The sequence below is a fragment of the Deltaproteobacteria bacterium HGW-Deltaproteobacteria-18 genome (genome assembly GCA_002841885.1).
Taxonomy (GTDB): domain Bacteria; phylum Desulfobacterota; class Desulfovibrionia; order Desulfovibrionales; family Desulfomicrobiaceae; genus Desulfomicrobium.
Genome location: PHBE01000007.1, coordinates 320021 through 345500 on the forward strand (window position 1 = coordinate 320021; position 25480 = coordinate 345500).

A 25480-nucleotide genomic window follows, 5' to 3' on the forward strand; every position below is an offset into this window, starting at 1 on the left:
ATGCTAGCCTCCGCATATGTAAGGACACAGGGAGACGGACGCATTGTCCTGCAGCTGTGTCGCAAGGGGCGCCATCTGTCCGTTGACGATGACAAACATGACGAGATCCTCGGGAATCCCCAGGTGGAGGATGAGTTCCTCCACCGTCAGGGGACCGGGAATTTCGTATGCCTTCGGGTTTTCCGGCGCGTATTTGGCGAGGATGGCCTCCAGGGTCAGACTGATGCGCATGCGTTCGTCCATCTGTTTGGCTAATTCAGCCATTCCAGGCTCAGATTGTAGAGAGCCCCTTCACGCGGGATGCCTTTTTCATTCCAGTTCATCATGGTATAGTACATGTGGAGCATGTTCTGGAATTCCTTCGGATCGATGGTCGTGCCCTTGAGAGGGCCATCCGGGAGAGGTTCGTACATGCGGCGGAACAATGTGTCGTCCTTGCTGTCCATGCCTTCCCGTGTGTTGAACATGCGGGCCAGGACCATGGAGCGTTCCGCGACGAGCATGAGCTCGTGCATGCTGGTCGACCAGCCCGTCACCGCTTCAATGACTTCGCACAGCTTGGCGTAGCTCAGGGCGAAGAGGGGCGCGACCACGAAGTTGCAGATGCCGAGCGTGTTGTTCATGGCCCAGGTCTTTTCACCCGCGATGAAGTAGCGCACCTTGTCTGGGCCGTTGTCCAGAGCCTTGGGGGCCACGATGATGCCAAGCGGGTTGACGAGCTTCACGCCCTCGCCCTGGAAAGGAACTTCATGCGGGGCCTCGATATGGTCCGCACCAGTGGGGGATAGCGCAAAGCCCAGGCCGACGCCGGTCTTGCCGCGCGGGTCATGAAAGGCCGGTTCCTGGCCCTTGACGTGGAAGGCGTATTCCTCGGAGTCCTTGCCGATGCTCTCGGCCGCGCGCTTGACGCCATCGGCGAGGACATCGCCAATTCCTTCACGACGAGCGATCTTGTCCAAAAGTTCAAGCATACCCGCGCCGTCTCCAAACGTGATCAGTCGTCCGCCCATGTCCTGAGGGGTGAGGATGCCCTTTTCGGCGAGCTCCATGGCAAAGGCCACTGCCGCGCCTGCTCCGACGGTATCGATGCCCATGGCGTTGCAGATCTCGTGACCGCGACACACGGCGTCCAGATCACCAACACCGCACATGGAACCAAGGGCGGCCAGGGTTTCGTATTCGGGTCCGCCGTAGCGCTTTTCGGCGATATTGTTGACCTTGCGCTTGCAGGCCACGGTGCATTTGTAGCAGGTGTGGTTGCCGTCAAAGACCTTCTCGTAGCCTTCCCAACCGAGCTTGGCCGCGTCTTCGAACTGGCAGTCCTTCCAGTTGCGCGTAGGCAGGATGCCGGAGTTCTGCTGGGCCATCATGTGCTGCACCGTGCCGAACTTGCGCATGCCGACGTTTGGCATGTGCTCGCCGATGCGCTTGCGGTGGAACAGATTGAGTTCCTTGAAGGCCTCGGGGTTGGCGAGTTCGATGCTGCCTTCCTCGCCGCGCACGATGACGGCTTTCAAATTCTTGGAGCCCATGACCGCGCCCATGCCGCTGCGGCCGTTGGCGTGGGCCAGTTCGTTGATGATGCAGGCCAGGCGGCTCATCTTCTCGCCGGCGGGGCCGATGGAGGCGATGCGGATCTTTTTGTCGCCCAGTTCTTCACGGACGGCGTCCAGGAAAGGTGCGTTCTCCATGCCCCAAAGCGGACCTGCGGGGCGCAGTTCGACCTGGCCCTTGTTGATCCAAAGATAGACGGGCTTGGGGGATTTACCCTTGAAGACAACAGCGTCGAAGCCTGCGTGCTTCATCTCCGGGCCGAAATATCCGGCGGCTTCGGATTCGCCAAAGCCGCCCGTCAGGGGACTCATGGCCGCCACCGTGTAGCGGTTGAAGCCCGACATGCCGCAGCCACAGAGCACCGAGGCCGCAAAAATCAGAACGTTTTCCGGACCGAGGGGATCGGTCTTCGTCGGAATGAACTTGTGCATGTACCAGCTGGCCAGGGAACCGCCGCCCCAGTAGGTGCGGTACCAGCTTTCGTCGTGTTCATCCACGGACCACGTGCCCGCAGTCAGGTCAACCACCAAGATTTTTCCGTTATAACCATACGGCATTTTCGCTCTCCTTGGAATTTTATGTAGTCAATTTCCGACGACGGAATGCCCGTCGCCGGAAGTATCTGTTTATTGTCCCATACCCAGTGTGTACGGCAGCCAGGTGGATATTTCAGGGAAGAATGTCAGGATCAGGATACAGACCAGAAGCGCGGCGAGGAAGGGGAGCACGCCGACAGAGATGCGCTCCACCGAGATGTTCGCCAATCGCGACGCCACGAACAGGTTGACCCCCAGAGGCGGCGTGAGCAGGGCCATTTCGTTGGTCACCACCAGGATGATGCCGAAGTGGATGGGATCGATGCCGACTACGTGCAGCATGGGCATGAGGACCGGCACCAGGATGATGATGGTGGAAAGGGTCTCCATGAACATGCCGAGGATGATCAGTACGCCGATGATGAGCAGCAGCACGATCTTGGGGTCCTGGGATATGCTCATGACGGCCGTGGCCAGACGCTGGGGGGCTTCCTCGAAGGTCAGGATCTTGCCGAACAGGGTCGACGTGCCGACGATGAGCAGCACGGCTCCGCAGAGCAGTGCGCCTTCCAGCAAGGCCTTGTAAATATGTACGGGCCGCAGGGCGCGATTGATGACGATGCCGACGAAGAGGGCGTAGGCGATGGCCAGGACGGCCGCTTCGACGGGGGTGCACAGCCCTGAATAGATGGACCCCAGGATGACGAAGGGGGTCAGCAGGGAGAAAAAGCTTTTCCAGAGAGTCTTCAGAAAATTGATCAGGTTGAACGGCGGGGTGTTTTCGTCGCCGCGAAACCCTTTCCTTCTCGCCACGGTCCAGGCCGTGAGGCACATGACCAGACCAACCATGAAACCGGGGATGAAGCCGGCGGTGAACATGGCCGTGACGGATACGTTGCCCAGGATGGAATAGATGATCATGGGGTTGCTCGGCGGGATGAGCAGCCCGATTGTGCCGCCGGAAGAAGACACGGACGCCGCGTAATCCTTGCTGTAACCGCTGCGGACCATGGCCGGGATCAGGATGGTCCCTACAGCGGCCACGGTGCCCGGGCCCGAGCCCGAGATGGCCGCAAAGAAGGTGCAGGCCAGAATGGTGGTGATTCCCAGGCCGCCGTGCATGCGGCCGACAAGCTGCTTGACCACTTCCACTATCTGGTTCGTGATGTTGCCGTACTCCATGAGGGTGCCGGCGATAACGAAGCAGGGGATGGCCAGGAGCGGAAAGATGTTCAGTCCGTCGAAAATCGAGTTATGGATGACGGACATGGGGAGGTATCCGCCAAAGGTCAGGGCGACGACGGCCGAGATGGCCAGACTCATGAAGACCGGCATACCGAGCAGGAAGAATACGCCCAGGGTGATCAGGACCATTTGTAAGACGGAGAGTTCCATTATTTTTCCCCCTTTTCAAATTCTTCCTGCACAAGTTCGAGCAGGGTCCCGCTTCTGAACCTGATGACGTAGTTTTCCACTATTCGCCAACTCATGAGCACGAAGCCGAACGGGATGATCATTTCGACATAGCCTCTGACAATTTTCAGGGTGGGCGAAAGCTCCGGGAATTCCAACCCGCTGCTGACGACCTGCCAGCTTGTCCAGGCGATGTAGAAGTTGAAGATTATCCAGATGGTGTCGGTGAGCATCCGGAAGCCCAGCCGGTATTTCGGCGGCATGAGCAGATACTGGGCGGTGATGCGGACATGTGAGCCGTGCTTGGCCACGAGGGCCGCCGCGGAAAATACGGCCCACAGAAAGGCAAAGCGGCTGAGCTCCTCCGTCCATGGTAGGCCGTGCCCGCCTAACCAGCGGGCTCCGACCTGAAGCATGAGGCAGGCAACCATGACGCCGACGCACACCACGCTCAGGATTTCCTCGAAATTATCGTACAGCTTGCGAATGATAGACGTCGCCTGAATCGACATGATTGCCAGCCTCCTGCAGTGTTTCGTTTATTTCATGAGGGAGAGGGCTTCATCGATCATGGCCTTGCCACCGACCTGCTCCTCGAACTGGGGCCATACGGTGCGGGCTTTTTCCTGCCATAAGGGCTCATCCGTCAGCTCCGTGACCACCATGCCCTTGTCGATGCACTGCTGCTTGGCCACGGCATCCTGTTCTGCGGCCCATTTCCATTCGTACTGTGCGGCTTCCTTGGCGGCCTTGTTCACGAGAGCCTTGGTGTCGGCGTCAAGCTTGGCGTACCAGGATTCGCTGACCAGCATGGGGCCAACCCACAGCATGTAGTGCAGTTCGGTGATGTGTTTCTGGACTTCCCAGAACTTCTGGTCGCGGTTGACGGTGTGCGGGTTTTCCTGGCCATCGATGACACCCTGCTGCAGGGCGTTGAAGGTTTCGGACCAGGCCAGGGGGTGGGGTTCGACGCCCCAGGACTTGAAGGCTTCAAGCTGCACGGCAACGGGGGGGACGCGGATCTTGAGGCCCTGCAGGTCGTCGATTTTGGCGATAGGCTTTTCGGAGTTGGTTATGTGACGGTAGCCGCCGATCAGCCAGGACAGGGGCCGGGTGCCGCTCTGTTCAACGACCTTGTCGGCGACCTTGGCGGCGAAGTCGTCATGTCCCAGCAGCGTGTAGGCCGAGTCGATCTTGGGAAACATGTAGGGCAGGTAGAAGATGTTGGCCTGGGAGGCGAAGGGGGTCAGGTTGCCCACGGCCAGAACGGCCAAGTGGATTTCCTGGCTGCGCAGCTGGCGGACATTGGACTGCTCATCGCCCATGGAGCCGCCGAAGAAGGTCTGGACCGTGATCTGTCCTCCAGATTCCTTTTCAACAATCTCCTTGAACTTGTTGATCGCCGTGGTGTGCAGGCTGCCTTCGGGGTTGGCCGTGGCAGCCCTGATGGTCATTTTTTTGTAATCGGCGGCGGAAGCCGTCGTTACGCTGAACAGAAAAACAAGGGCCGTGATGGCGTACAGAACTCGTCTCATGCGGTCTCTCCTCTGATCTTTGGCTAGGTTATATCTCCGCCTGCACGGGAAATCCATGCAGGGCATTCACCGAATCTGAAGGATAGGGGTAGCGGATTTGTCCGTTTTCCCCGGGACTCATAGCAAGGCGTTTCTCACCGCGTTATCGCGAAAACCTTCGAACTTGAGAAAGAACGGTTATTTGCCGACGACTTTGGCGACCGCGTTGCAGTCTTCCTTGCCGTAGCCTTCGCTGCTGGCGTTTTTGTAGTAGACCAGGGCGGCTTCCATGGCCTTGAGATCAAGATCCCAGGCGCGGGCCATCTCCAGCCCCAGACGTACGTCCTTCAGCGCTAGGTCCAGCCCGAAGCGCGGGTTGTAATCATCGGCCGCGATCCACGGACCGCGTACATCCATCTGGAAGCTACGGGCACCGGTGTCGGCCAAAAGTTCGAGCAGCAGGGTCCTGTCCAAGCCGGCCTTGTCGCCGACCTTGATGCCTTCGGCGAGCACAGCGAGGTTGGTCATCCCGATCATGTTGGAGATGAGCTTGACGGCGCAGGACGCGTCGACTGTGCCTACATAGAATGGGATGCCGATGATTTTGAACAAATCTTCGTTGGCGTCATACTGGGCCTTGTCGCCACCGATGAACATGGGCTCTTCGGCCTTTTCCGCATGGGCCGGGGTCTTGCCCAGGGTGCACTGCAGGTAGCCCAATCCCGCTTTATCAGCAGCGGTCCGCATCTCGTTGGACGAACCCGGATCGATGGTAGAGAGTTCAATATGCAGCGCGCCTTTGCGCATCTGGGCATACAGTCCTGTTTCACCCAGGACGACGCCCTTGATATGCTGCGGCAGAGGCAGGCTGGTGAAGACGATGTCGCAGGAGGCCACGTCCGCCACGGTAGCGGCGGCCTTGCCGGTGGTGCCGACGGCGAGGGTGCGTTTTACGGCTTCTTCGCTCAGGTCGAACACGAGCACATCCTTTCCGGCGCGAATCAGGTTGCGGGCCAGGGGGCCTCCCATCAGTCCTACTCCGATGAATCCGATCTGCATGTCTGCCTCCGTTGAAGTTGTCATGTAATTATTCTGGAAAATTAACGAGTTCGAAAAAGATGATTCCTGTAGTTACCATCTTGCGGGACCCTGAGCAAAGAGCGTTCCAAGGCGTACCCTGGTGAGAGGAAGTCTTTATGTGCTCAGACTACGGGACATTTTTGTCGTTGGAGAGACTCTGTGGCGGGAGTGGTGATTGCCCGTACTCGGGCACTTTGGTTGTTTTCGGGTACGGGGTGGGCAAATCCGGGCAAAATAACTCCTTCACGGGCTCGTTTGCGCGGGTTTTTGCTGTGGCTTGAAGTGAGCCGGGCTGGAGAGGGGCCCTCGCAAGGATGTCTGGCGAGGGCCCGGGAATGTTATGAAGTTATCTTCGATGTATCAATGACGCCTCTTTTTCCGTATTTTTCTCGTTACGGAACAAAAACCATGGGTACGGCTGGAATATAGGTTATGACGAGCAGCGCCAGGATCATCAGGCCCAGCATGGGCAGGATGGCGACCCCGAGTTCGGCGATCTTGGTTTTGCCGATGCCGCTGGCCACGAACAGATTGACCCCGACGGGCGGCGTAATGAAGCCGATGGCGAGGTTGACGACCATGATGATGCCGAAGTGAACCGGGTCCACTCCCAGTTTTTCAACCACGGGAAGCAGGACCGGCGTGAGGATGACGATAGCCGCGAGAGCTTCCATGAAGGTGCCGACAAAGAGCAGGAACACATTGATCATCAGCAGCACGACGATTTTGTCGTTGCTGATGCTCAAAATGATGCGGGCCATCTTTTCCGGTACCCCTTCGATGGCCATGATGTTGCCGAACAGTGTTGCCAGGGCGATGAGGAAGATGATGGCTGCCGAAGCTGTGCCGGCCTCGACAACGCTATTGAAAACGCTTCTCAGGTTGAGTTCCCTATAAATCCAGAGCCCTGCGACAAGGCCGTACAGAGCGGCGACCGCGGCTGCTTCCGTCGGGGTCATGATGCCGCCGTAAATGCCGCCGAGGACGATGACCGGAACAAGCAGGGCCCATTTAGCGTCCCATAAGGCGCGAACGAGCAGGGCCGCGCTTCTTTCCTGGTCAACTCCCTTCCAGCCGCGTTTCTTGGAATACAGGTAGGTGAAAACCATCAACAGCAGGCCCGTCAGGACGCCCGGGACGATGCCTCCCATAAAGAGTTTGCCGATGGAGGCCTGTGCGGTGATGCCGTACACGACGAAGGGGTTGCTTGGCGGGATCATGACGCCGATGCAGCCCGCCGAGGCGACGATGCAGCATGCGAAAAGCTTGTCATAGCCGCGTTCGATCATGGCTGGAATCGTGAGCATGCCGATGGCGGCCACCGTGGCGGGGCCGGAGCCGCTGATGGCGGCGAAGAACATGCTCGCCCCGATACTGGCCAGGGCGATGCCGCCAGGCAGATTTCCGAGCAGGTAGTCCGCCAGATTCAGCAGGCGCTTGGACAGGCCGCCCGCACCCATGAACACACCCCCGGCGATGAAGAAGGGAATGGCCATGATGGGCATGCTGTCGATGGCGGTGAAGGGTATCTGTGCGATATAGTTGACCGGCAACGTATCGGCACAGATGATCGTGGCCAGTGTCGCCAGTCCGAGGCAGATGGCGATGGGTACTCCCAGGAACAGGAATACGATGAAGTAACCGAAAAGAAGCGTGAGGACGTTCACGTTTTCGGCGTAAAATATCGGGAAGGCAATGATTACACTGAGGACGCAAGCCAGAACCGTGAGTTTGAGTCCTGAGCTCCGAACCTGGGCGACAAGATCCTGGAGCAGGCGGAGCACCATCAGTCCGAAGCCAAGGGGCAGGATGATATATGGGATGTAATACGGAATTCGAAGTGCCGGCGTGTACTGCGCGAACTTCAGCTGCATCTCAAGATATCCGAAGCTTGTATAAAGAATAACTGCAGATAATGCCAGAAAGGCGATGTCTACCATTATCCAAGTCATGCCTTGCAGTGAAGGAGAGAGCCTGTCGTAAATAATATCGACTCTTATGTTATTTCTTAGTCTGATAGTTAGTGGAATTGCAGAGTATGTTGACCATATGAATAAAAATCTTGCTGTCTCTTCAGTCCATGCTGGCATTATCATGTCAGGGATGAAATGCGTCAGGACATACCTTCCAAGGCACTGATACGATATGAGTAATAAGGACCCAAGTAGGGTAATGATAATAATTGGTTTCTCAAGATTCTCATTGAGCAGTTCTAAGATGCTTTTGTTCGGATTCAAGGATGCTTCACCGGTGCTCGACATGTCAATGCTCCTCAGCTCACATGTTCATTCTTACTTAAACGCATGGGGCAGCTGATGCTTGCCCCATGCGTTGTATTCTGGTTGCGCTCTATTTCTGAGTGTCCAGCACGAGTTGAAGCAGTTCTGGGTTCAGTTCTTTCTTGAATTCATCCCAGACAACCTGAGTGGCCTTGACGAGTTCGGCACGCTGTTCGTCAGTAAGTCTATGGATCGTGATTCCGGCATCCAGCATGGCCTTTTCGGCTTTTGCCTCATGTTCGATGCTGATGGCGCGCTGCCAATCAAGGGCTTCCTTGGCACTTTCCATGAGCAGGCTCTGGACTGCAGCGGGCAGTTCATCAAACTTCTGCTTGTTCATCATCAGCAGGTGCATGCTGTAGTTGTGGTTGGAGTCCATGGCGTACTTCAGCACTTCAATGTGCTTGGCGTTCACCAGGTGCTCCCAGTTGTTGCCCTCGGCATCCACCGTGCCCTGCTGGAGGGCTGTGTAGACTTCGCCCCAGGCGATGGGAGTCGGGCTCATTCCCAGAGCCTTGGCGACGGCCACTTCGATGGGGGAATCCGTGGTGCGTACCTTGAGGCCTTTGAGGTCGCCGATGCTGTTCAAAGGTTTTTTGGCGCTGACGTAGTTGCGGTATCCGTATTCACTGTTCATGATCGTTTTGAGGCCGATGCCGGCGGCGACGGCTTCAAGGCGCTTGCCCAATTCGCCCGAGTCGAGGGCGGCGTAGAGATTTTCCTGGAACTTGGGGGACGTCACGAACGGCAGGTCGAACACCATGTATTCACGGGCAAAACTGGCCATGTTGGGTGAGGAACAGGAGGCCATGTCGAGGGTGCCGGTCTGGGCGGCTTCCAGTGTGGCGCGGTCGCTCCCGAGGACGGCGTTGGCGAAAAGCTTGATTTTGACCTTGCCGCCTGATTTCGCATCCACGATCTCAACGAACTTTTCGTACCCGCGCACCATGTTGGTGCCGGTCGGGCTGGGGCTGGCCAGGCGCAGATTGATGGTCTCGCCGGTGTACGGCTCTGCTGCGATGGCGTTGACGGACAGAAGTGCGAATGCGGTCGCAGCCATGAGAAACAAGGACAATACTCGTGGTCTCATTCAAAGCTCCCTCCCCTGTTCTGCAGGGGATTCTGTTCGAGAACAGAAGATTAGATGTTTCGGAACGGATATAGCACTGTGCCTCACTAATACTCGGGATGCTGATAAACCTTGAAGTCCCAGGTCTTGCCGGGGTTGTATTTGGTCAGACGCCAGTCGCAGGCCCGGGCGTGGCCTTCCATGCCCTCAACGCGGGACAGGCGGGAGGCGTATTCGCTGACGAGGCAGCTCGTGCGCTCGTCGGCAGGCTCCTGATAGGTGAGAATCTTCAGATACTTGTGTACGTTCAGGCCGCCGCTGAAATGCGCGGCTTTTTTCGTCGGCAGGATATGGTTGGGGCCGGAGCACTTGTCGCCGTGGGTCACCGTGCTGAATTCGCTCATGAAGAGGGAACCGTATGAACTCAAGTTGTTGAGCCACCACTCCGGATCATCGACCAGCACCTCGAGATGTTCGGGGGCGTACTGGTCGCTGACGGCCACGACTTCCTCGCGGTTTTCGCAGAGGATGACCTCTCCGTACTCGTCCCAGGATTTCGCTGGTGTGGCCGGATCGGGCATGTCGGCGATGAGCTTGGGCATGATTTCGAGAACCCGCTCACACAGTTCGCGGGAGTCCGAGTACAGCCAGACAGGGGAATTGGTGCCGTGTTCGCCCTGCGACAGCAGGTCGATGGCCACGGTCATGGGATCGGCGTTTTTATCTGCAATGACGGCAATTTCGGACGGGCCGGCAAAAAGGTCGATGCCGCACAGGCCTTCGGCGGCAAGGATGGCCTTTGCTTCGGCCACGAAAGCGTTGCCCGGGCCAGCGAGGATGTTTGCGCGTTTTCCGGTGAAGAGGCCGTAAGCCATTGTTGCGACTGCCTGGACTCCGCCCATTTCAAGAATGATGTCGGCACCGGCAAGATCCATGGCATAGCAGACGGATGCGTCAATGCTGTCACCGCGCGGGGGCGTGGCGGCGATCACGAAGGGGACTCCGGCAACCTTGGCGGTGGCGATGCTCATGAGGGCAGAGCAGGTGTGGGCAAAGCGGCCGCCAGGCACATAGCAGCCCGCCACATCCATGGGAATGACGCGCTGTCCGACGCGGATACCTGCGGGCGTGACCATTTCGAAGTCCTTGATGCTGTCCCGCTGTCCTTTGGCGAAAGCCGTGATCTGTTCGTAAGCGAACTGGATGTCCTTTTTTGTTTTTTCGGGAACACTCGCAATCAGACGGCTCTTCTTCTCGGGAGAAAGCACAAATTCCTGGTCCCACTTGTCGAACTTCTTGGCGATGGCGCGGACGGCGTCTTCTCCATTGGCGCGAATATCGGCCAGTATTCCTTCGACAACTTTTCTGGCCTCGCTGCTGTGTTGCTCTGCTGAAGTGGATGCTTTCTTCAAGAATTCCATCATATACCCCTTTTGTTTAATATAAGTTTTGTTGTATAATTCACGCCTGGCATATTATAAAAAATCTGCAGATTAATCTCTTGATTTAATTTCAATAATTTTTGAAAAATGTAAGCGCTTTCATGTTTCTATAAAAATTTATTTCATTTGTTATCGCTAAGAAATATTTTTTATTATTCAAATTTTATATGTTATAAATGTTAGGTCTATTTTATATTATATTAGTACAAGAATCACGTGTAATAATTGACGCTGGAATATCATGTGTAATTCTTGTTTTTTTGTTTTTTTCTATCTTATTTATCAATTCTTGAGCAGCTATTTTTCCAATATCGTAAGCATTTACATGAACTGTTGTCAGTGCAGGGGAGAAGTATTGCGCAATTTCGATATCGTCATATCCGAAAACGGATATGTCATCTGGAACTTTTAATCCATATTTATGTATTTCGTGTATGGCTCCAATGGCTTGAAGGTCATTGTTGCAATATATAGCCGTTGGCTTTTCCCTGCTTTGCAGCATTGATTTCATTATTTTTTTTCCATCTTCAATTGTTGGCAATGCTTCTTGAATGTGATGGTCTGGGATCTCGAGGTGGTGTTCGTTGATGATGTCTCGGCACGCCTGGAAGCGTTGATATGCTCGGCCGACTTTCGAATATGGGCCCAGAATGAAACCAATTTTTCTGTGACCAAGGGAGATGAGGTATTCCAGCGCCATGCGTGTCGTCTTGTAATTGTCAAAGCCGACATAGTTTAATGGTTCTATGGCATGTTCCCACATTATGACTATGTGCATTCCGCTTTCATGAAGTTCTATAACTTTTTTAGTATTTTCAATTGAAAATCCAAACATCAATAATCCAGCAAAACGTTGTGATTTAATCTGTTGAAGTCTTTTTCTCTCGATAGATCCATCGTAATCTGTGTTCGCTGTTACAAGAAAATATCCTTTTTCATACAATACTTTTTGAATTGCTGATATTGATCTTGAAAAAACTGAAGATGTTATATGTGGAACTAAAACACAAATGGCATTTGATTTGTTTTTTGAGAAATTTGCGGCTGTTTCATTGTATGTATAATTGCTTTCGTGCATTACTTGTATTATTCTATCATATGTATTTTTTTTCAACATATGAGGAGAATTAATAGCTCTTGATACAGTAGCTATTGAAGTATTTGCTTTTTTTGCAATTTCATAAATAGTCGCATTTTTCATTTCAATTTATTTGTATTTTATTTTTTTACAGTTTAATAAAATGAAACCGCTTTCATTATTTTTTTAAATAATCTCTTATTGGTAAACATTCTGTGTTAAAAGCAAAATACTGGCAATCTATGCAATGCGGATGTTCGTTGAACATTCGGAATTGGTTCAGGAATTCGCTCTGGTGTAAAGTGCACCCGATTTTTTTTCCACAATGCGTTTCGTTTCTTATAAAGCAAAGAGTGTTCCAAGAATGATTTAGACCGTGTATCTTGTAATTATCTAAAAATGCACATTTTTTTGGTGAGCACCTGTGTGACGGGAGAAGGGGAGGGTGTCCGTTTTCGAGCATGATGACTCATTGTGAAGCATCGGTGTGGCAATATGAGCGTTTTTTTTTCTGGATAATTCCAAGCAAATTTGCATGCGACAAAGTGTAACATGCTTTTTTTTATCATAAAGTTCGTCTCCGGTATTTGAACTAAGATCCGTATGAATCTGACCCTCTCCTCGCCGTGTTCATCCTGGACCAAGGGCGGTCCGAGTCGCAATGCTGGATCACTTGCAATTTCGCGACAGTCGGGACTGTCTCAAAACTGCGACAAAACTATTTACTGTCTGAAATAATTATTAAAAAATGAGAAAAGTCTCTGTTTTGCATCATTGCGCAGTTCGTCCGCTTCAAGGCCTACATATGAGGCTTTCTATTTTTGCGATTGATAACAGATACTTGCGAGTGTGGCATGTTAGCTGCTTTTGAGAAAAAAAGCACATGCTGTGCTTAAAAAAAACATTCACGCCGCAAGGCTGAGGAGACGAATATGACCATCTGTTGCCAGTCCCCCCAGGAAGAACGCATCTCGGGAGCAACTCGAATCGACCGCGCCGGTCGTGAACGGGTATACAAGATCCTTGAACGCAACCAGTTTGCGGTCCCTCATGTTGACATCGAACGCGCGCTGTATTTCACCCGTTCCATGCAGCAGAGCGAGGGCGAGCTGCTGACCCTGCGCTGGGCCAAGGCCCTGAAGCATGTCGCCGAGAACATAAGCGTTTACATCACTCCCGACCAGCTCCTCGCCGGTCGCGTGGGCAAGCTTGGACGCTACGGCATCCTGTACCCGGAAATCGACGGCGACTTCTACATTGAGGTCATGAAGGACCTGCCCAATCGCACGAAGAGCCCGTTCCTGATTTCGGACTCCGACATGAAGACTCTCGTGGAGGAAATCGCACCCTATTGGGAAGGCAAGACCTATCACGAACACCTGAACCAGGTGCTGCCCGCCGAGCTCCGCAACGTGACCTACCATGACGGACGCGGCCTGAAGTCCAAATTCGTGGTCAGCGAGACATCTTCCTATCGCTCGGCCCTGCAGTGGGTTCCCGACTACGAGAAAGTGCTGAAGCGCGGCCTTCTGGACATGCAGGACGAGGCCAAGGCCAAGCTGGCCGAGCTTGATACGACGAATTCCCGCGACATGTGGGACAAGAAGCCGTTTCTTGAAGCCATGATTCTGGTCTGCGACGCGGTCATGATCTGGGCCAGGCGACACGTCGAGCTGGCCAGAGAGCTGGCTGCCGGGGAAACGGACCCGAGACGCAAGGCGGAACTGCTCCAGATCGCCGAGACCTGCGATCATGTGCCCGCACACCCCGCCCGCAGCTTTCGCGAAGCCATGCAGTGCCAGTGGTTCGTGCAGATGTTCTCTCGCATCGAGCAGAAGGCAAGCGCCATCATCTCCAACGGCCGCATGGACCAGTACCTCTTTCCCTACTACGAGGCCGACATCAGAAGCGGGGTCATCACCCGCGAAGAGGCCCGTGAACTGCTGGAATGCATGTGGGTCGACATGGCTCAGTTCATCGACCTGTACATCAATCCCACAGGCAATGAATTCCAGGAGGGATACGCGCATTGGGAGGCGGTGACCATTGGCGGTCAGACCCCGGACGGCGAAGACGCCACCAACGATCTCTCCTACCTCTTTCTCGAATCCAAGCGGGATTTCCCTCTGAACTATCCCGACCTGGCGGCGCGCATCCACAGCCGCTCCCCCGAACGGTTCCTGCATGAGGTGGCCCTGACCGTGAAGGACGGATCCGGCTTTCCCAAGCTGATCAACGACGAAGAGGTCGTTCCGCTGTACGCCATCAAGGGCGCGCCCATGAGCGAAGCCCTGGACTACGCGGTCTCCGGCTGCACCGAAGCGCGCATGCCCAACCGCGACACCTACACCTCCGGCTGCGTCTACATCAATTTCGCTTCCGCGTTGGAAATGCTGATGCACGGAGGCCGCATGCTGCATTACGGTGATGAGGTCATCGGTCTTCAGACCGCAGATCCCTGCACCATGCAGACCTGGGAGGAGTTCTATGAAGCATACAAGACCCAGCATCTGAACCTGCTGCGCAAGGCTTTCCAGCAGCAGTACGTCGTCGACCGTCTGCGGCCCATGCACTTCGCCGCACCGTTTTCATCCCTCATGCACGACCTGTGCATGGCAAACATGCAGGACCTGCACGAATACAAGATCGAAGGCGGCGTCGATTACTCCTACTTTGAGTTTCTGGGCTACGGCACCGTCGTCGATTCCCTGGCAGCCATCAAAAAATTGGTGTTCGAGGACAAGAAGCTGAGCATGGCCGAAGTCGTAGCGGCCCTGAAGGCCAATTTCGAAGGGTATCTGCCTGTGCGGGAAATGCTCAAGGGCGCTCCCTGCTACGGCAACAACGACCCCTTCGCGGACAGCATCGCCAAGGATATCGACAGGTTCACCCAGCTCGAAGCCAGGCGCTGCTCCGAAGAGCGCAGCATCCACGTCGATGTCCGCTACGTGCCCATCACCTCGCATGTGCCCTTCGGCAAGGTCGTGTCCGCCACTCCCAACGGCCGCTTGGCCTGGACCGCCCTGTCCGACGGTTCGTCCGCGTCCCACGGCGCCGATAAGAACGGCCCCACCGCGGTCATGCTGTCCAACTACCACACCAAAAACTACGGCATGACCAACCGCGCGTCCCGACTGCTGAACATAAAACTCTCGCCCAAGTGCGTGGCGGGCGATGCCGGCACCAGAAAGGTCGTGGACATGATCCGCACCTGGTGCGACCTGAAGCTGTGGCACCTGCAATTCAACATCGTAAATCGCGAAACGCTGTTAGCCGCCCAGAGAGACCCGAGCAGCTACCGCTCGCTGCTTGTGCGCATCGCCGGATACAGCGCGTACTTTTGCGATCTGTCCCGTGACCTCCAGAACGACATCATCGAACGTACCGAACACGGCGACATGTAAATCAATACGTTCGAGGGGGCCGCGGCCCCCTCGAACCCTTTCGACAAAGCCGAGGAAGACATGAGAGACATGAACCAGCAAGGATACGTCTTCAACATTCAGAAATACACCGTCCATGACGGGGCAGGCATTCGGACCATGGTCTTCCTGAAAGGCTGCCCTCTGCGCTGCGACTGGTGCAGCAATCCCGAATCCCAGCACCTCAGGCCCGAGCTTGCCTTCAACCTGGCAAAGTGTCTGACCCCGGCCGTCTGCGGGCGGTGCATCAACAGCTGCTCCAACAGCTGCATCATGGACATCGAAGGGGCTCTGGCCATCGACTGCACCCTCTGCGAGGCCACTCCGGATTGCGTTGACGCCTGTCCGACAGGAGCCCTGAACGTCTACGGCAAAATCATGACCGTGGACGCGGTCATGAACGCGGTCGAGCAGGACGGCGTCTTTTATGCCCGCTCCGGCGGTGGCATGACCTTGAGCGGCGGCGAAGCCATGTTTCAACCCGCATTCGCACTGGCCCTGTTGCGCGATGCCAGACGCAGACGGATCAACACAGTCATGGAAACCTGCGGCCACTGCTCCACAGAGGCGCTGCTCGAAGCCTGCGGACTCCTTGATGGCCTCATTTTCGACATCAAGTCCATGTCCTCGGCAAGGCACAAGCAAGGCACGGGCGTAGGGAACGAACTCATCCTCGAAAACTTCGAGAACGTGATTAGCGCCTATCCGAACCTGCCCGTCACGGTGCGCACTCCGGTCATTCCCGGATTCAACGACACCGAGGAAGACATCCGGGCCATTGTCGCGTACCTGCCCAAACGCGAACGGCTGACTTACGAACTCCTGCCTTATCACCGCATGGGACAGCCCAAGTATCAATTTCTGAAGCGGCCCTTTCCCATGGGAGACGCGCAGCTCGCCCCGACCCTCATGACAAGGCTGAGGGCCATAGCCGCTTAGCACAGCCCCTGATGCCCCGCCTGCGGGGCTTTTTTTCAGTGCGCCCGTCCCCGTCCTTCACGGGTCAGGCCCTGCGCATACACGTTCGCGGGACATGACCGCGAATGGGCTGCGCCCATATCCCGCCTTGACAGAAAGCACGGGATCGGAAGAAGAAAATTTTTTGACTCCGAACATTCTTCCAAGACAATCCATGTTTTCAAAATTCTTCGAACAGTTTCTCGATAGCTTCAAGGACGCTGTGTGCATCACAGATCACGCCGGCATCGTTGTCTTTCTGAATAACCGGCACAGCGAATTGACCGGTATCCCCAGAGAATCCCTGCTCGGAAAGTCAGCCGTGGAGATGATGAAACACGGGCTCTTCGACGTTGTTATCAATCCCGAGGTCGTCAAGACCAAGCAGATCCACTCCAGCATTCAGAACGTGGGCGGCCGCAAGCTCATCCTGGAAGGCACGCCCATCCTCGACGAATCGGGGGAAGTGGCGTTTGTCATCACCTTCATGCGTGATGTGACCACCCTTATGGACTTGAAGCGCAAACTCGCAATCCAGAAGGAACTCCTCGACGCTTACCAGACCATGAACTTGTCCGATCAGAAATATGCGGCCAAGTATCCTCGCGTTGTCCACAGTCCGGCCATGCGCAAAATCTACAGTCAGATCGACAACATCGCCGAGACGGATGCCACGGTGCTGCTGATCGGCGAAACCGGCGTAGGCAAGGATGTCGTTGCCCGGCATATCCACTCGGTCAGCCCCAGATCCGATAAACCCTTCATCAAGGCCGACTGTTCGAGCATCCCCGAAAATCTCATTGAGACGATGCTCTTCGGCTACACCAGCGGCACCTTTTCGGGAGCCAGTCGGCACGGCAAGATCGGGCTCATAGAGGCGGCCGCGTCCGGCACCCTGTTTTTGGATGAAATAGGAGATCTGCCCCTGACCATGCAGTCGAGCCTGTTGCGACTGCTCCAGGACAGGGAGGTGATGAGAGTCGGCGCCACCTCTGCAAGCAAGGTCGATGTGCGCATCCTGGCTGCTACGAACAAGGATCTCGAGAAGGAAGTGCGCCTGGGCAACTTCCGCACCGACCTCTACTACCGCCTGAAGGTCGCTGTCCTGAAACTGCCGCCCCTGCGTGAACGCAGAGCGGACATACTGCCCATGGCTCATGGATTCATGGATTTCTTTTGCGCCAAATACAAACGCAACATGGAGATCAGCGCCGAGGCCGACGACGCCCTGCTGCGTCATTCTTGGCCGGGCAATGCGCGGGAGCTTGAAAATCTGATTCAAGGACTGGTGGTCACCAGCCGGAAAAGCTCCATCGGCGTGGAGGATCTTCCTTTCGCCCTCAGTACGCGCAGCAAGCCCTGCGTCTGTCACGAAAACCTCGCCGATGTGGAGTTGGAGGGCCGCACCTTCAAGGAAATCATGCAGGACCTGGAAGGGAGCGTCCTTCGGAAGGCGATCGGCCAGTTCGGATCCGTAAACGATGCCGCGAAGAAGCTTGGCATCAACCGCAGCACGGTCTTCCGCAAGCTCAAGGAACTGGGCGAGACGCCCGGGGACGGAGGATGAAGCGCGCGGTCATCCTTGCCAGCCGACTTGGCAATCGGACAGTTGGGCAACCGGCTCAAATGCTGAGGTATTTGTCAAGAAATGTGGCTGCGCGGATTTGACGCACGGGCGACTGTCTTGAGGCGATGCTTCGTGAAAAAGGAATGATCAATGGCAAGGGGCCGGCGGGAAGTCGGCCCCTTGTACCAGTTTTCTGGGTGAAATGCTCTTGGCAGATTCCACGCCGGGCGCGTTAGCGTTTGTCCAGGCCGCCAAGCAGGATGTACTTGGTTTCCAGGTATTCATCCAAACCCTGTCTGCCGCCTTCTCGTCCGAGTCCACTGTCCTTCATGCCGCCAAACGGGACTTCGCCCGAGGCCAAGGCGACTTCGTTGGCGCCGACCAATCCATATTCAAGCTTGGAGACGACCCTCCACATCTGGGGTAGATCGCGGGTGAAGACATAGCTGGCCAGTCCGTAGGGTGTGTCGTTTGCAAGTTCAATGGCCTCTTCTTCACTGGAGAAGCGAATGACAGGTGCGATGGGGCCGAAGATCTCTTCCTGAAACAGGCGCATTGCCGGAGTCACGCCGGTCACAATGGTGGGCTCAAAGAAATTGCCGCCCAGAGTCGCCGGCTTGCCGCCGCACACGATGGTGGCTCCTTTGCTTGTCGCGTCCTGCAACAGTTCGTGCATGAAGGCGAATGCCTTGCCGTCGATGAGGGGGCCCTGGGTCACGCCGGATTTCGTGCCGTCACCCAAGACGATCCTGCCGACTTCCGTCTTGAGGCGCTCCACGAATTCGTCGTGCACCGCGTCTTCCACCAGAAAACGATTGGCGCAGATGCAGGTTTGTCCGGCATTTCGAAATTTGCATCCGACGGCGCTGCGAACTGCGTCTTCAACGTCCCCTTTTTCAAAAACAAGAAACGGCGCGTTGCCGCCCAACTCAAGGGAGAGCTTTTTCATGGTCTGCGCACACTGAGCCATGAGTTTCTTTCCAACAGGAGTGGAGCCGGTAAAGCTGAGGGCGCGCACTGTTGGGCTCTGGCACAAGGCGTCTCCGATTTCGCGCGCATTGCCGGTGATTACCGAGAATACGCCCGCAGGAAAGCCCGCACGCTCTGCCAGTACACCGAGCGCCAGCGCGGACAGGGGAGTCGCGCTTGCGGGTTTGACGATGACCGGGCATCCGGCCGCCAAGGCCGGCGCGGCTTTTCTCGTAATCATGGAGCTTGGAAAATTCCAGGGCGTTATGGCCGCCGCAACCCCGATCGGTTGGCGTATGACCAGGGGCTGCTTGTCGTTCCACGGAGAAGGGATGACTTCTCCGTATGCCCGGCGTCCCTCCTCTGCGAACCAATCTATATATGTGCATCCCAGAAGTATCTCCCCCTTGGATTCAGCGAGGGGCTTTCCCTGCTCCAGGGTCAATATCAAAGCGAGATCGTCAATGTTATTTTGAATTAGGGCATGCCATTTGTGAAGGATAGCCCCGCGTTCTTTTCCGGTCATTTTGCCCCATGTTTTAAATGCTTCAGCAGCTGAAGCTATGGCATGGTCTGTTTCAGATTTTCCGCAATTTGGAACTGTGCAGATTTCTTTTCCTGTTGTTTTGTTTAAAACTTGAAATGAATCTTTGCTGTAGGCATAAATCCATTCTCCGCCAACATAACACTTAGAACATAAGAGTGATGCGTCCTGTAATTGCATTTTCTGAAAACCTCCGCATGAAAATTTCGATTTTTTTATTGCTGCTGAAGTCAATGGGGTCGTCGATAAATACGATGCTAGCTAGAAAGCAAGAAGTGATCCTTTTTGATCGCTCTTTCAAATATGTGTTTTAACAGTACGAATTAAATATGTTTTAATTTTTTTATGCGAACTTCGTCATGGATGAATTGTGTCAACAAAGACATATCTTTTTTTGTGGCATGTTCAGATGTGGGCATGGTGTTCGTATGTGGGCAACCAAGGCGACAGGGTCTTGCGGGAATATAGTTGGGCGACATATTTATTCCTGTCCTTTTGGTTACGACTGAATGGGGAGTCTCTCTTCGCGCATTGCGGCGGCCTGGAAAACACTGTCCCAGAGGAGATGTGATTCTGGGAGAAATTTTATGGATCAACTGGCGCTGAACTGGCGATGGGCAGGAATTCCGCCGCGTCACGCCCGATGCAGTCCGAGAAACGTCTCCCCTGGGCTTCGAGAAAGGCTCTGGCGCGTTCGTCAGGAAAACGACCTTGCTACCCCCTGCAGGTCCATGGCCACGATGGCATAGCTGCGGAGTCGAGGACGGAATAAATTTCGGATACGGAGTGCATGGTTTCCTTGGCTTGACTGGTGCTGGAGCGAAAAGCTTACTTTGTGTCGTGGCGATGCACAACCGTCGGGCAGATGCTGGAGCGGACCTGGCGGTCCGTTTTGAAAAAGATCAAATTTTGTTTGACAATGGCAACCCGCCTGTCTACTAAGACCTTCCGTTTGCGCGGGCCAATAGCTCAATTGGTAGAGCATCTGACTCTTAATCAGCAGGTTCAAGGTTCGATTCCTTGTTGGCCCACCACAAAAAATCAGGCTGTATCGTTTTTCGGTGCAGCCTTTTTTCATTGCCTCACCGTCACATTATTTCCTTTGCATTCCATTCCAAAGGGGCTTATGGCTCACCTCTCTCGCGTGAGCAGACTTGAGCCTTGAAGCCTTGCGGACCCTGTCCGACAACGGCCCGTCATCATCTCGTCTTGGAGATTTTCCATTCTTCCGGCACGTCCGGCCTTCGATTGTTCATCACGCCAGTCGTTGATTTTCCTCCAACCACAGGACCATTTGTGGATTTTTCCTCTTTTTCTTTTGACCAGCGTTTGAACGTTGGCATCCGTGACTGCGGCTATGTTACTCCCACCCCCATTCAGATTCAGGCCATCCCGTCGGTGCTCGCCGGCAAGGATGTCCTTGGACTGGCCCAGACCGGCACCGGCAAGACCGCTGCCTTTGCCCTGCCCCTGTTGCAGCGCATGATCACGGACGGCATTTCCGTGCGCGGCCCGGTGAGGGTGCTTGTACTGGCCCCTACCCGTGAACTTGCGCTCCAGATTCACGAAACTTTCATTTCTCTTGGCAAGCAGACCGGCATCCGCTCCGCAGCCATTTTCGGCGGCGTAGGCGAAACTCCGCAGGTCAAGGCCGCCCGCCAGGCGAGCGTCCTGGTGGCCTGCCCCGGACGTCTGCTTGACCTCGTCAACCGTGGCTTGGTGGACTTGTCCCATGTGAGCGCCCTAGTGCTCGACGAGGCGGACCGCATGTTCGACATGGGCTTTTTGCCCGACCTGCGTCGCATCATGGCCAAGCTGCCGGCCAAGCGTCAGAATCTGCTTTTTTCCGCGACCATGCCTCCCGAGATCCGCAAAATCGCGGATCAGGTCCTGGTTCAGCCTGCCGTGGTGCAGGTCTCCAACACTGCTCCGCCCGAGAAAATCCAGCACACCCTGTATCCGGTTTCAGCCGGTCAGAAGATGGCCCTGCTCGAAGCATTTCTGGGCAGAACTCCGCATGACTGCGTACTCATCTTCACCCGCACCAAGCACCGGGCCAAAAGCCTTGCCCGTAAGCTGGAGCAAAAGGGCATGCTCGCGACATCATTGCAGGGCAACCTTTCCCAGAACCGCAGGCAGGAGGCACTGGATGGCTTTCGCAGCGGTAAATACAGGATCATGGTCGCCACCGACATCGCGGCTCGCGGCATCGACTGCGTGCGCATTTCCCATGTCGTCAATTTTGATCTGCCGGATACTGCCGAAAGCTATACGCACCGCATTGGACGCACCGGCCGCGCTGACAAGAGCGGCGAGGCCATAACCCTGGTCACGCCGGAAGACTCCGCCCAGATCAATGCCATCGAGCGCATCCTGGGTGGCCGTCTGGAGCGGGTGCGCCTTGACGGTTTTACCTATTCCAACGGCGGCAGCGAGACTTCATTTGAAGAACCGCGTCCTGCTCGCGCACCCGGCAGAACTCCCGGTCGCAATGCACCTTCGGGCAGATCAGGGCGGCCTGGACCGCGAAATGCCTCTGATTCGCGCTCTCCTGCGGGACGTTCCGGCGCGCCCCGTCGTTCAAGCGCTTCGGGACGCGTGTTCGGTGTGGCCGCTGCCGCTTCCTGAGCATGGATCTTTGGCCTGAGCGGTCGAATTATCAGTCAATAAAAGTAAACCCCCTGCACGTGTCTGCGAGCAGGGGGTTTTTTGCGTTGTTGGACAATGAGGTCGCAAGGACCGCACTTAATTTCTGGAGGGCAGGGGCGGCGCGCTTTGAGGCACCGCAGGTCCGGAGGTTCCGTTGATGAGAGGATTGACGGACAGCTGGCCATTTTCCCCGGATGTCGAATTCATGTCCACGGGGCTGCGCGTCGGATCGTTGAAGAGCAGGATGCTGACACGTCGGTTGCGGGGGTCTTCCGGGTTTTCGCGGATCAGTGGCTGTGTGGCGGCATATCCAGCCACCCGGACCATGCGCTTGGGGTCCACCCCGAATTCCTGGAGGATGACACGGGCGGATGATGCACGGTCCGTGGAAAGCTCCCAGTTGGTGTACCGGGACTGCGGACCTCCAAGAGGTATGGCGTCGGTGTGGCCCTCCACGGCAATCTGATTGGGCAGGTCGCGCACGGTGTCGGCGATGACTTTCAGCACGCTTCGGGCATCTCCGGTCAGTTGCGCACTGGCCGAATCAAAAAAGGGGTTACCCTCCCCGTAAAGCATCTGGATGCGCACGCCGTTGTCAAAGGTGTCGATGATGAGCTCATCCTTGTATTCCTTCAGGCGCTCCTCGATCATCTTGGCCATGGCTTCCTTGAGGATTTCCTCCTGGGATTTGCCTTCGGCGAACATGCCGGTCGTCCCTTCCATGATGAGTGGCTTGAGCTGTGGGTCGGAGGCGCTTTGACCGCCAGCCCCCATGCTCATGGAGGGCGGCAGCCCGTCTATGACTGAAAATTCCTTGAAGTAGATGGACAGCTGCTCTTTTTTCTCTTCGCTCACGTTGTTCAGGAGCCACATCAGCAGAAAGAAGGCCATCATGGCCGTGACCAGGTCGGCGTAGGCGATCTTCCAGGCGCCTCCGTGATGTCCTCCGTGTCCGCCTTTCTTGACCTTCTTGATTATGACAGCTTTTTTTTCGGCCACGGCTACTTCTTGCGCACTGCGCTTTCGAGTTCTTCGAAGGTGGGGCGGGACGAGCTGGGCACGGCACGTCGGGCGGCTTCGAGAGCCAGGGCCGGGGCCCAGCCGAGGGCGAAGGACATGATGGCGGTTTTGGATACGTTCAGGAGCGTGTGCTGGTCCCGGACCTGGTGTTCGACGTTGGTGGCGAAGGGCGCGACGAAACCATAGGCCATCAGGATGCCGAAGAATGTTCCGACCAGCGCCGCACCGATGTGCGCGCCCAGAACCTCCGGCGGCTCGTTGAGCGCGCCCATGGTGATGACGACGCCGAGCACGCAGGCCACGATGCCGAGGGCGGGCATGGAGTCGGCGAGTTTGTTGATGGAACCGGCGGCGATCATCTCTTCTTCGTGATGCGCTTCCATGTCGATGTCCATGATGGATTCGAATTCATGGGGTTCCATGCCGGCCATGGCGTAAGTCTTTACGTTGTCGCAGATGAAATCGAGCACGTGGTGGTTTTTGATCACAAAGGGGTAGGGCGTGAAGATGCTGCTTTCCTTGGGCTTGTTGGCGTGGCTTTCGAGCGCGATGATTCCTTCATGCTTGGCCAGGGTCAGCAGGTCATAGAGCGCGCGCAGCAATTGGAGATATTCGTCCTTGCCCGGAGCCTTGGCCTTGAAGGCGCTGGCGAAGCCGCCCATCGTCAGCTTGATGACCTTCATCGGCGAGGCGATGAGGAAGGTGCCGATCGCCGCGCCGAGAATGATGACGAATTCAGCAGGCTGCCACAGAACGCTGAAGTTTCCGTGGGCCATGATGTAGCCGCCCGCTACACAGCCCATAACAACAATTAAGCCAATGATCGCAAACATCGCGCTGTAACCCGCCTCTCTCTTTGAATTGAAATACGTCGTGAATGGTGTTGGCGGAATATCGCCGTGGCAATAAGCCTATCCACCTATCGAAAAACAAGTGAAACGTCTAACCCCGAATTTCAGGCTTTTCCTCGAACCGGGTCAGAAAAAAGCTACGGGGATGTCAGTTATGCCGCCCTCTCCCTGCTCATTTCACTTGGCCGCGAATGGTCTTGACCCGCTCCAGATATGCGGCTGCGGAAGCAGCGTCGCCTGCGTCTTTCAGGGTAAAGGCCAGCGCCTCCATCGTGTCGGCCACGGAGGGCGCCGAGGAGCCGAAAAGTTTCTCGCGGATGGACAGGGCCTGCATGAACATGTTCCGGGCCTGCTCCAGATCCCCCAGCTTGCGGTTGACCACTCCCAGATTGTGCAGGAGCTGAGCCACATCAGCATGATTCTGGCCGAGGCCGGCTTCGTTGATGGCGAGGGCTCGTTCGTAAAAGGACCTGGCCTCGGCAAAACGACCTTGGGCATAGTGGACCGAGGCCAGGTTGCCAAGGGAAATTGCAATGTCGAGATGGTCCGCCGGCAAGGTCTGTTCCTGCAGTCGCAGCGCCCGGGTGAGGATTTCTTCGGCTTCGGCGAACCGGCCCTGTCTTCGCATCAGGTTGCCGAGGGCTGTCAGGGGGAGGGCCAGACGCACGTTGTCCTGGCCAAATGCAGCTTCCCCGATATTCACGGCCCGGCGCGCCGGAGTTTCGGCGTCGGCGATCATGTTCTGGGCCATGAGAACTTCCGCCAGGCTGGTCAGGGTACTCGTGAGCCAAGGGTGCAACGGCCCCAGAGCCTTCTCTTTTATGATCAGTGAGCGTTCCAGCAGCTCCTGCGCCTTTGAAAAGTTGTTGCGGGCCTGTTCTACCCCGGCCAGATTGTCGAGGGTGCGGGCGACCTGCGGATGGCTTGCCCCCAGTTTCTCTTCCCTGATGATCAGTGCCCGCTGCAGCAGATTGTCGCCCTGATCCAGGAGCCCTCTGCGCAGATAGAGTTCGCCGAGGTTGTTCAGGGTTTCGGCCAGATCGGCGTCGTCGGGGCCAAGTCCGTCCTCCCGAATTTCAAGCGCCCTGATGAACGCGTCCTCGGCCTCGGAGGGCAGGTTCATGTCCACATAAAGCTCTCCGAGATTGCTCAAGGTCGTGGCAACTTCGGCGTGATTAAGGCCCAGGACTTTTTGGCGCATGGCCAGGGCCCTTTCCAGCGCTTCCCTGGCTTCAGGGAAGCTGCCCATGGCCGCGTAGGTCACTCCGAGGTTGTTCAGGGAAGTGGCGAGATCGGCGTTTTCCCGGGGCGTGAATTCCTGTGCAAGCGCGACTCCCTGCAAGGCGGTCGTCAAGGCTTGGTCATGGGCGCCTTTGGTGTGCTGCACAATGAACTCCCTGTTCAGGGCCAGCCATTTCTCCTGCGACGCAGAGGAGGTTTCCTGGTGGCCGGCGCAAGCCGGGATCGAAAAAATAAGCAGCAGAAGGATCAATGGATTCATGGAAAAACTCCGGATTGTGTTCAAAGTCTGATTTC

At 55.9% G+C, this 25480-nt stretch carries 18 protein-coding genes and 1 tRNA gene; 5 read left to right on the plus strand and 14 right to left on the minus strand.

The annotated features are described in order from the left end of the window. Positions 1 to 3 precede the first annotated feature (3 nt). The 10 genes from CVU60_08490 to CVU60_08535 form a co-directional block, all read right to left on the minus strand. Positions 4 to 231, minus strand: coding sequence for a thiamine S protein (locus tag CVU60_08490; GenBank protein PKN42285.1), 228 nt, complete (start codon positions 229 to 231; stop codon positions 4 to 6). Positions 232 to 251: 20 nt separating this feature from the next. Next, positions 252 to 2111 carry an aldehyde ferredoxin oxidoreductase gene (locus CVU60_08495; GenBank protein ID PKN42243.1) on the minus strand — a complete coding sequence of 620 codons (1860 nt, stop codon included), beginning with the start codon at positions 2109 to 2111 and terminating at the stop codon, positions 252 to 254. A 69-nt stretch (positions 2112 to 2180) separates the two neighbouring features. Beyond that, positions 2181 to 3485 (minus strand): TRAP transporter large permease, encoded by a 1305-nt coding sequence (locus CVU60_08500; protein ID PKN42244.1) that lies wholly within the window; start codon positions 3483 to 3485, stop codon positions 2181 to 2183. After that, positions 3485 to 4015, minus strand: coding sequence for a TRAP transporter small permease (locus CVU60_08505; protein PKN42245.1), 531 nt, complete (start codon positions 4013 to 4015; stop codon positions 3485 to 3487). Before CVU60_08505 ends, CVU60_08500 begins: the two co-directional genes overlap by 1 nt. A gap of 27 nt (positions 4016 to 4042) precedes the next feature. Next, positions 4043 to 5038 carry a C4-dicarboxylate ABC transporter substrate-binding protein gene (locus CVU60_08510; GenBank protein PKN42246.1) on the minus strand — a complete coding sequence of 332 codons (996 nt, stop codon included), beginning with the start codon at positions 5036 to 5038 and terminating at the stop codon, positions 4043 to 4045. 177 nt (positions 5039 to 5215) lie between these two features. After that, positions 5216 to 6076 (minus strand): 6-phosphogluconate dehydrogenase, encoded by an 861-nt coding sequence (locus tag CVU60_08515; GenBank protein PKN42247.1) that lies wholly within the window; start codon positions 6074 to 6076, stop codon positions 5216 to 5218. Positions 6077 to 6489: 413 nt separating this feature from the next. After that, entirely contained in the window at positions 6490 to 8358 is a 1869-nt protein-coding gene (locus CVU60_08520; GenBank protein ID PKN42248.1) for a C4-dicarboxylate ABC transporter substrate-binding protein, read from the minus strand. An 88-nt stretch (positions 8359 to 8446) separates the two neighbouring features. After that, on the minus strand, positions 8447 to 9466 hold the full coding sequence (locus CVU60_08525) for a C4-dicarboxylate ABC transporter (protein ID PKN42249.1): 1020 nt from the start codon (positions 9464 to 9466) through the stop codon (positions 8447 to 8449). Between the two features lie 86 nt (positions 9467 to 9552). Further along, positions 9553 to 10866, minus strand: coding sequence for a histidinol dehydrogenase (gene hisD / locus CVU60_08530; protein PKN42250.1), 1314 nt, complete (start codon positions 10864 to 10866; stop codon positions 9553 to 9555). Between the two features lie 211 nt (positions 10867 to 11077). Further along, entirely contained in the window at positions 11078 to 12088 is a 1011-nt protein-coding gene (locus CVU60_08535; GenBank protein ID PKN42251.1) for a hypothetical protein, read from the minus strand. 809 nt (positions 12089 to 12897) lie between these two features. On the opposite strand from CVU60_08535, the gene CVU60_08540 reads away from it, so the two are divergent. The 3 genes from CVU60_08540 (at position 12898) to CVU60_08550 (ending at position 17911) form a co-directional block, all read left to right on the plus strand. Continuing rightward, positions 12898 to 15369: a glycyl radical enzyme gene (locus CVU60_08540; protein PKN42252.1), complete on the plus strand. Its 2472-nt coding sequence runs from the start codon at positions 12898 to 12900 to the stop codon at positions 15367 to 15369. Positions 15370 to 15429: 60 nt separating this feature from the next. Further along, on the plus strand, positions 15430 to 16326 hold the full coding sequence (locus CVU60_08545) for a glycyl-radical enzyme activating protein (protein ID PKN42253.1): 897 nt from the start codon (positions 15430 to 15432) through the stop codon (positions 16324 to 16326). Positions 16327 to 16519: 193 nt separating this feature from the next. Continuing rightward, positions 16520 to 17911 (plus strand): Fis family transcriptional regulator, encoded by a 1392-nt coding sequence (locus tag CVU60_08550; GenBank protein PKN42254.1) that lies wholly within the window; start codon positions 16520 to 16522, stop codon positions 17909 to 17911. Between the two features lie 232 nt (positions 17912 to 18143). Here CVU60_08550 and gabD read toward each other — a convergent pair whose 3' ends face one another. After that, positions 18144 to 19604: a succinate-semialdehyde dehydrogenase (NADP(+)) gene (gene gabD / locus CVU60_08555; GenBank protein ID PKN42255.1), complete on the minus strand. Its 1461-nt coding sequence runs from the start codon at positions 19602 to 19604 to the stop codon at positions 18144 to 18146. Between the two features lie 778 nt (positions 19605 to 20382). Between gabD and CVU60_08560 the strand changes: the two genes are divergently transcribed. Together CVU60_08560 and CVU60_08565 are read left to right on the plus strand one after the other, a co-directional pair. Continuing rightward, a tRNA-Lys gene (locus tag CVU60_08560) sits at positions 20383 to 20458 on the plus strand. Between the two features lie 262 nt (positions 20459 to 20720). After that, the gene (locus tag CVU60_08565) at positions 20721 to 22052 is read left to right on the plus strand and encodes an RNA helicase (protein PKN42256.1); all 1332 of its coding nucleotides are present in this window, start codon (positions 20721 to 20723) and stop codon (positions 22050 to 22052) included. Positions 22053 to 22169: 117 nt separating this feature from the next. Here CVU60_08565 and CVU60_08570 read toward each other — a convergent pair whose 3' ends face one another. The 3 genes from CVU60_08570 to CVU60_08580 form a co-directional block, all read right to left on the minus strand. Next, positions 22170 to 23072: a chemotaxis protein gene (locus CVU60_08570; GenBank protein ID PKN42257.1), complete on the minus strand. Its 903-nt coding sequence runs from the start codon at positions 23070 to 23072 to the stop codon at positions 22170 to 22172. 2 nt (positions 23073 to 23074) lie between these two features. Further along, positions 23075 to 23926, minus strand: coding sequence for a flagellar motor stator protein MotA (gene motA / locus CVU60_08575; protein ID PKN42258.1), 852 nt, complete (start codon positions 23924 to 23926; stop codon positions 23075 to 23077). Between the two features lie 190 nt (positions 23927 to 24116). Next, a complete protein-coding gene (locus CVU60_08580) occupies positions 24117 to 25445 on the minus strand; it encodes a tetratricopeptide repeat-containing protein (GenBank protein ID PKN42259.1) in 1329 nt (442 codons plus the stop codon). Positions 25446 to 25480 lie beyond the last annotated feature (35 nt).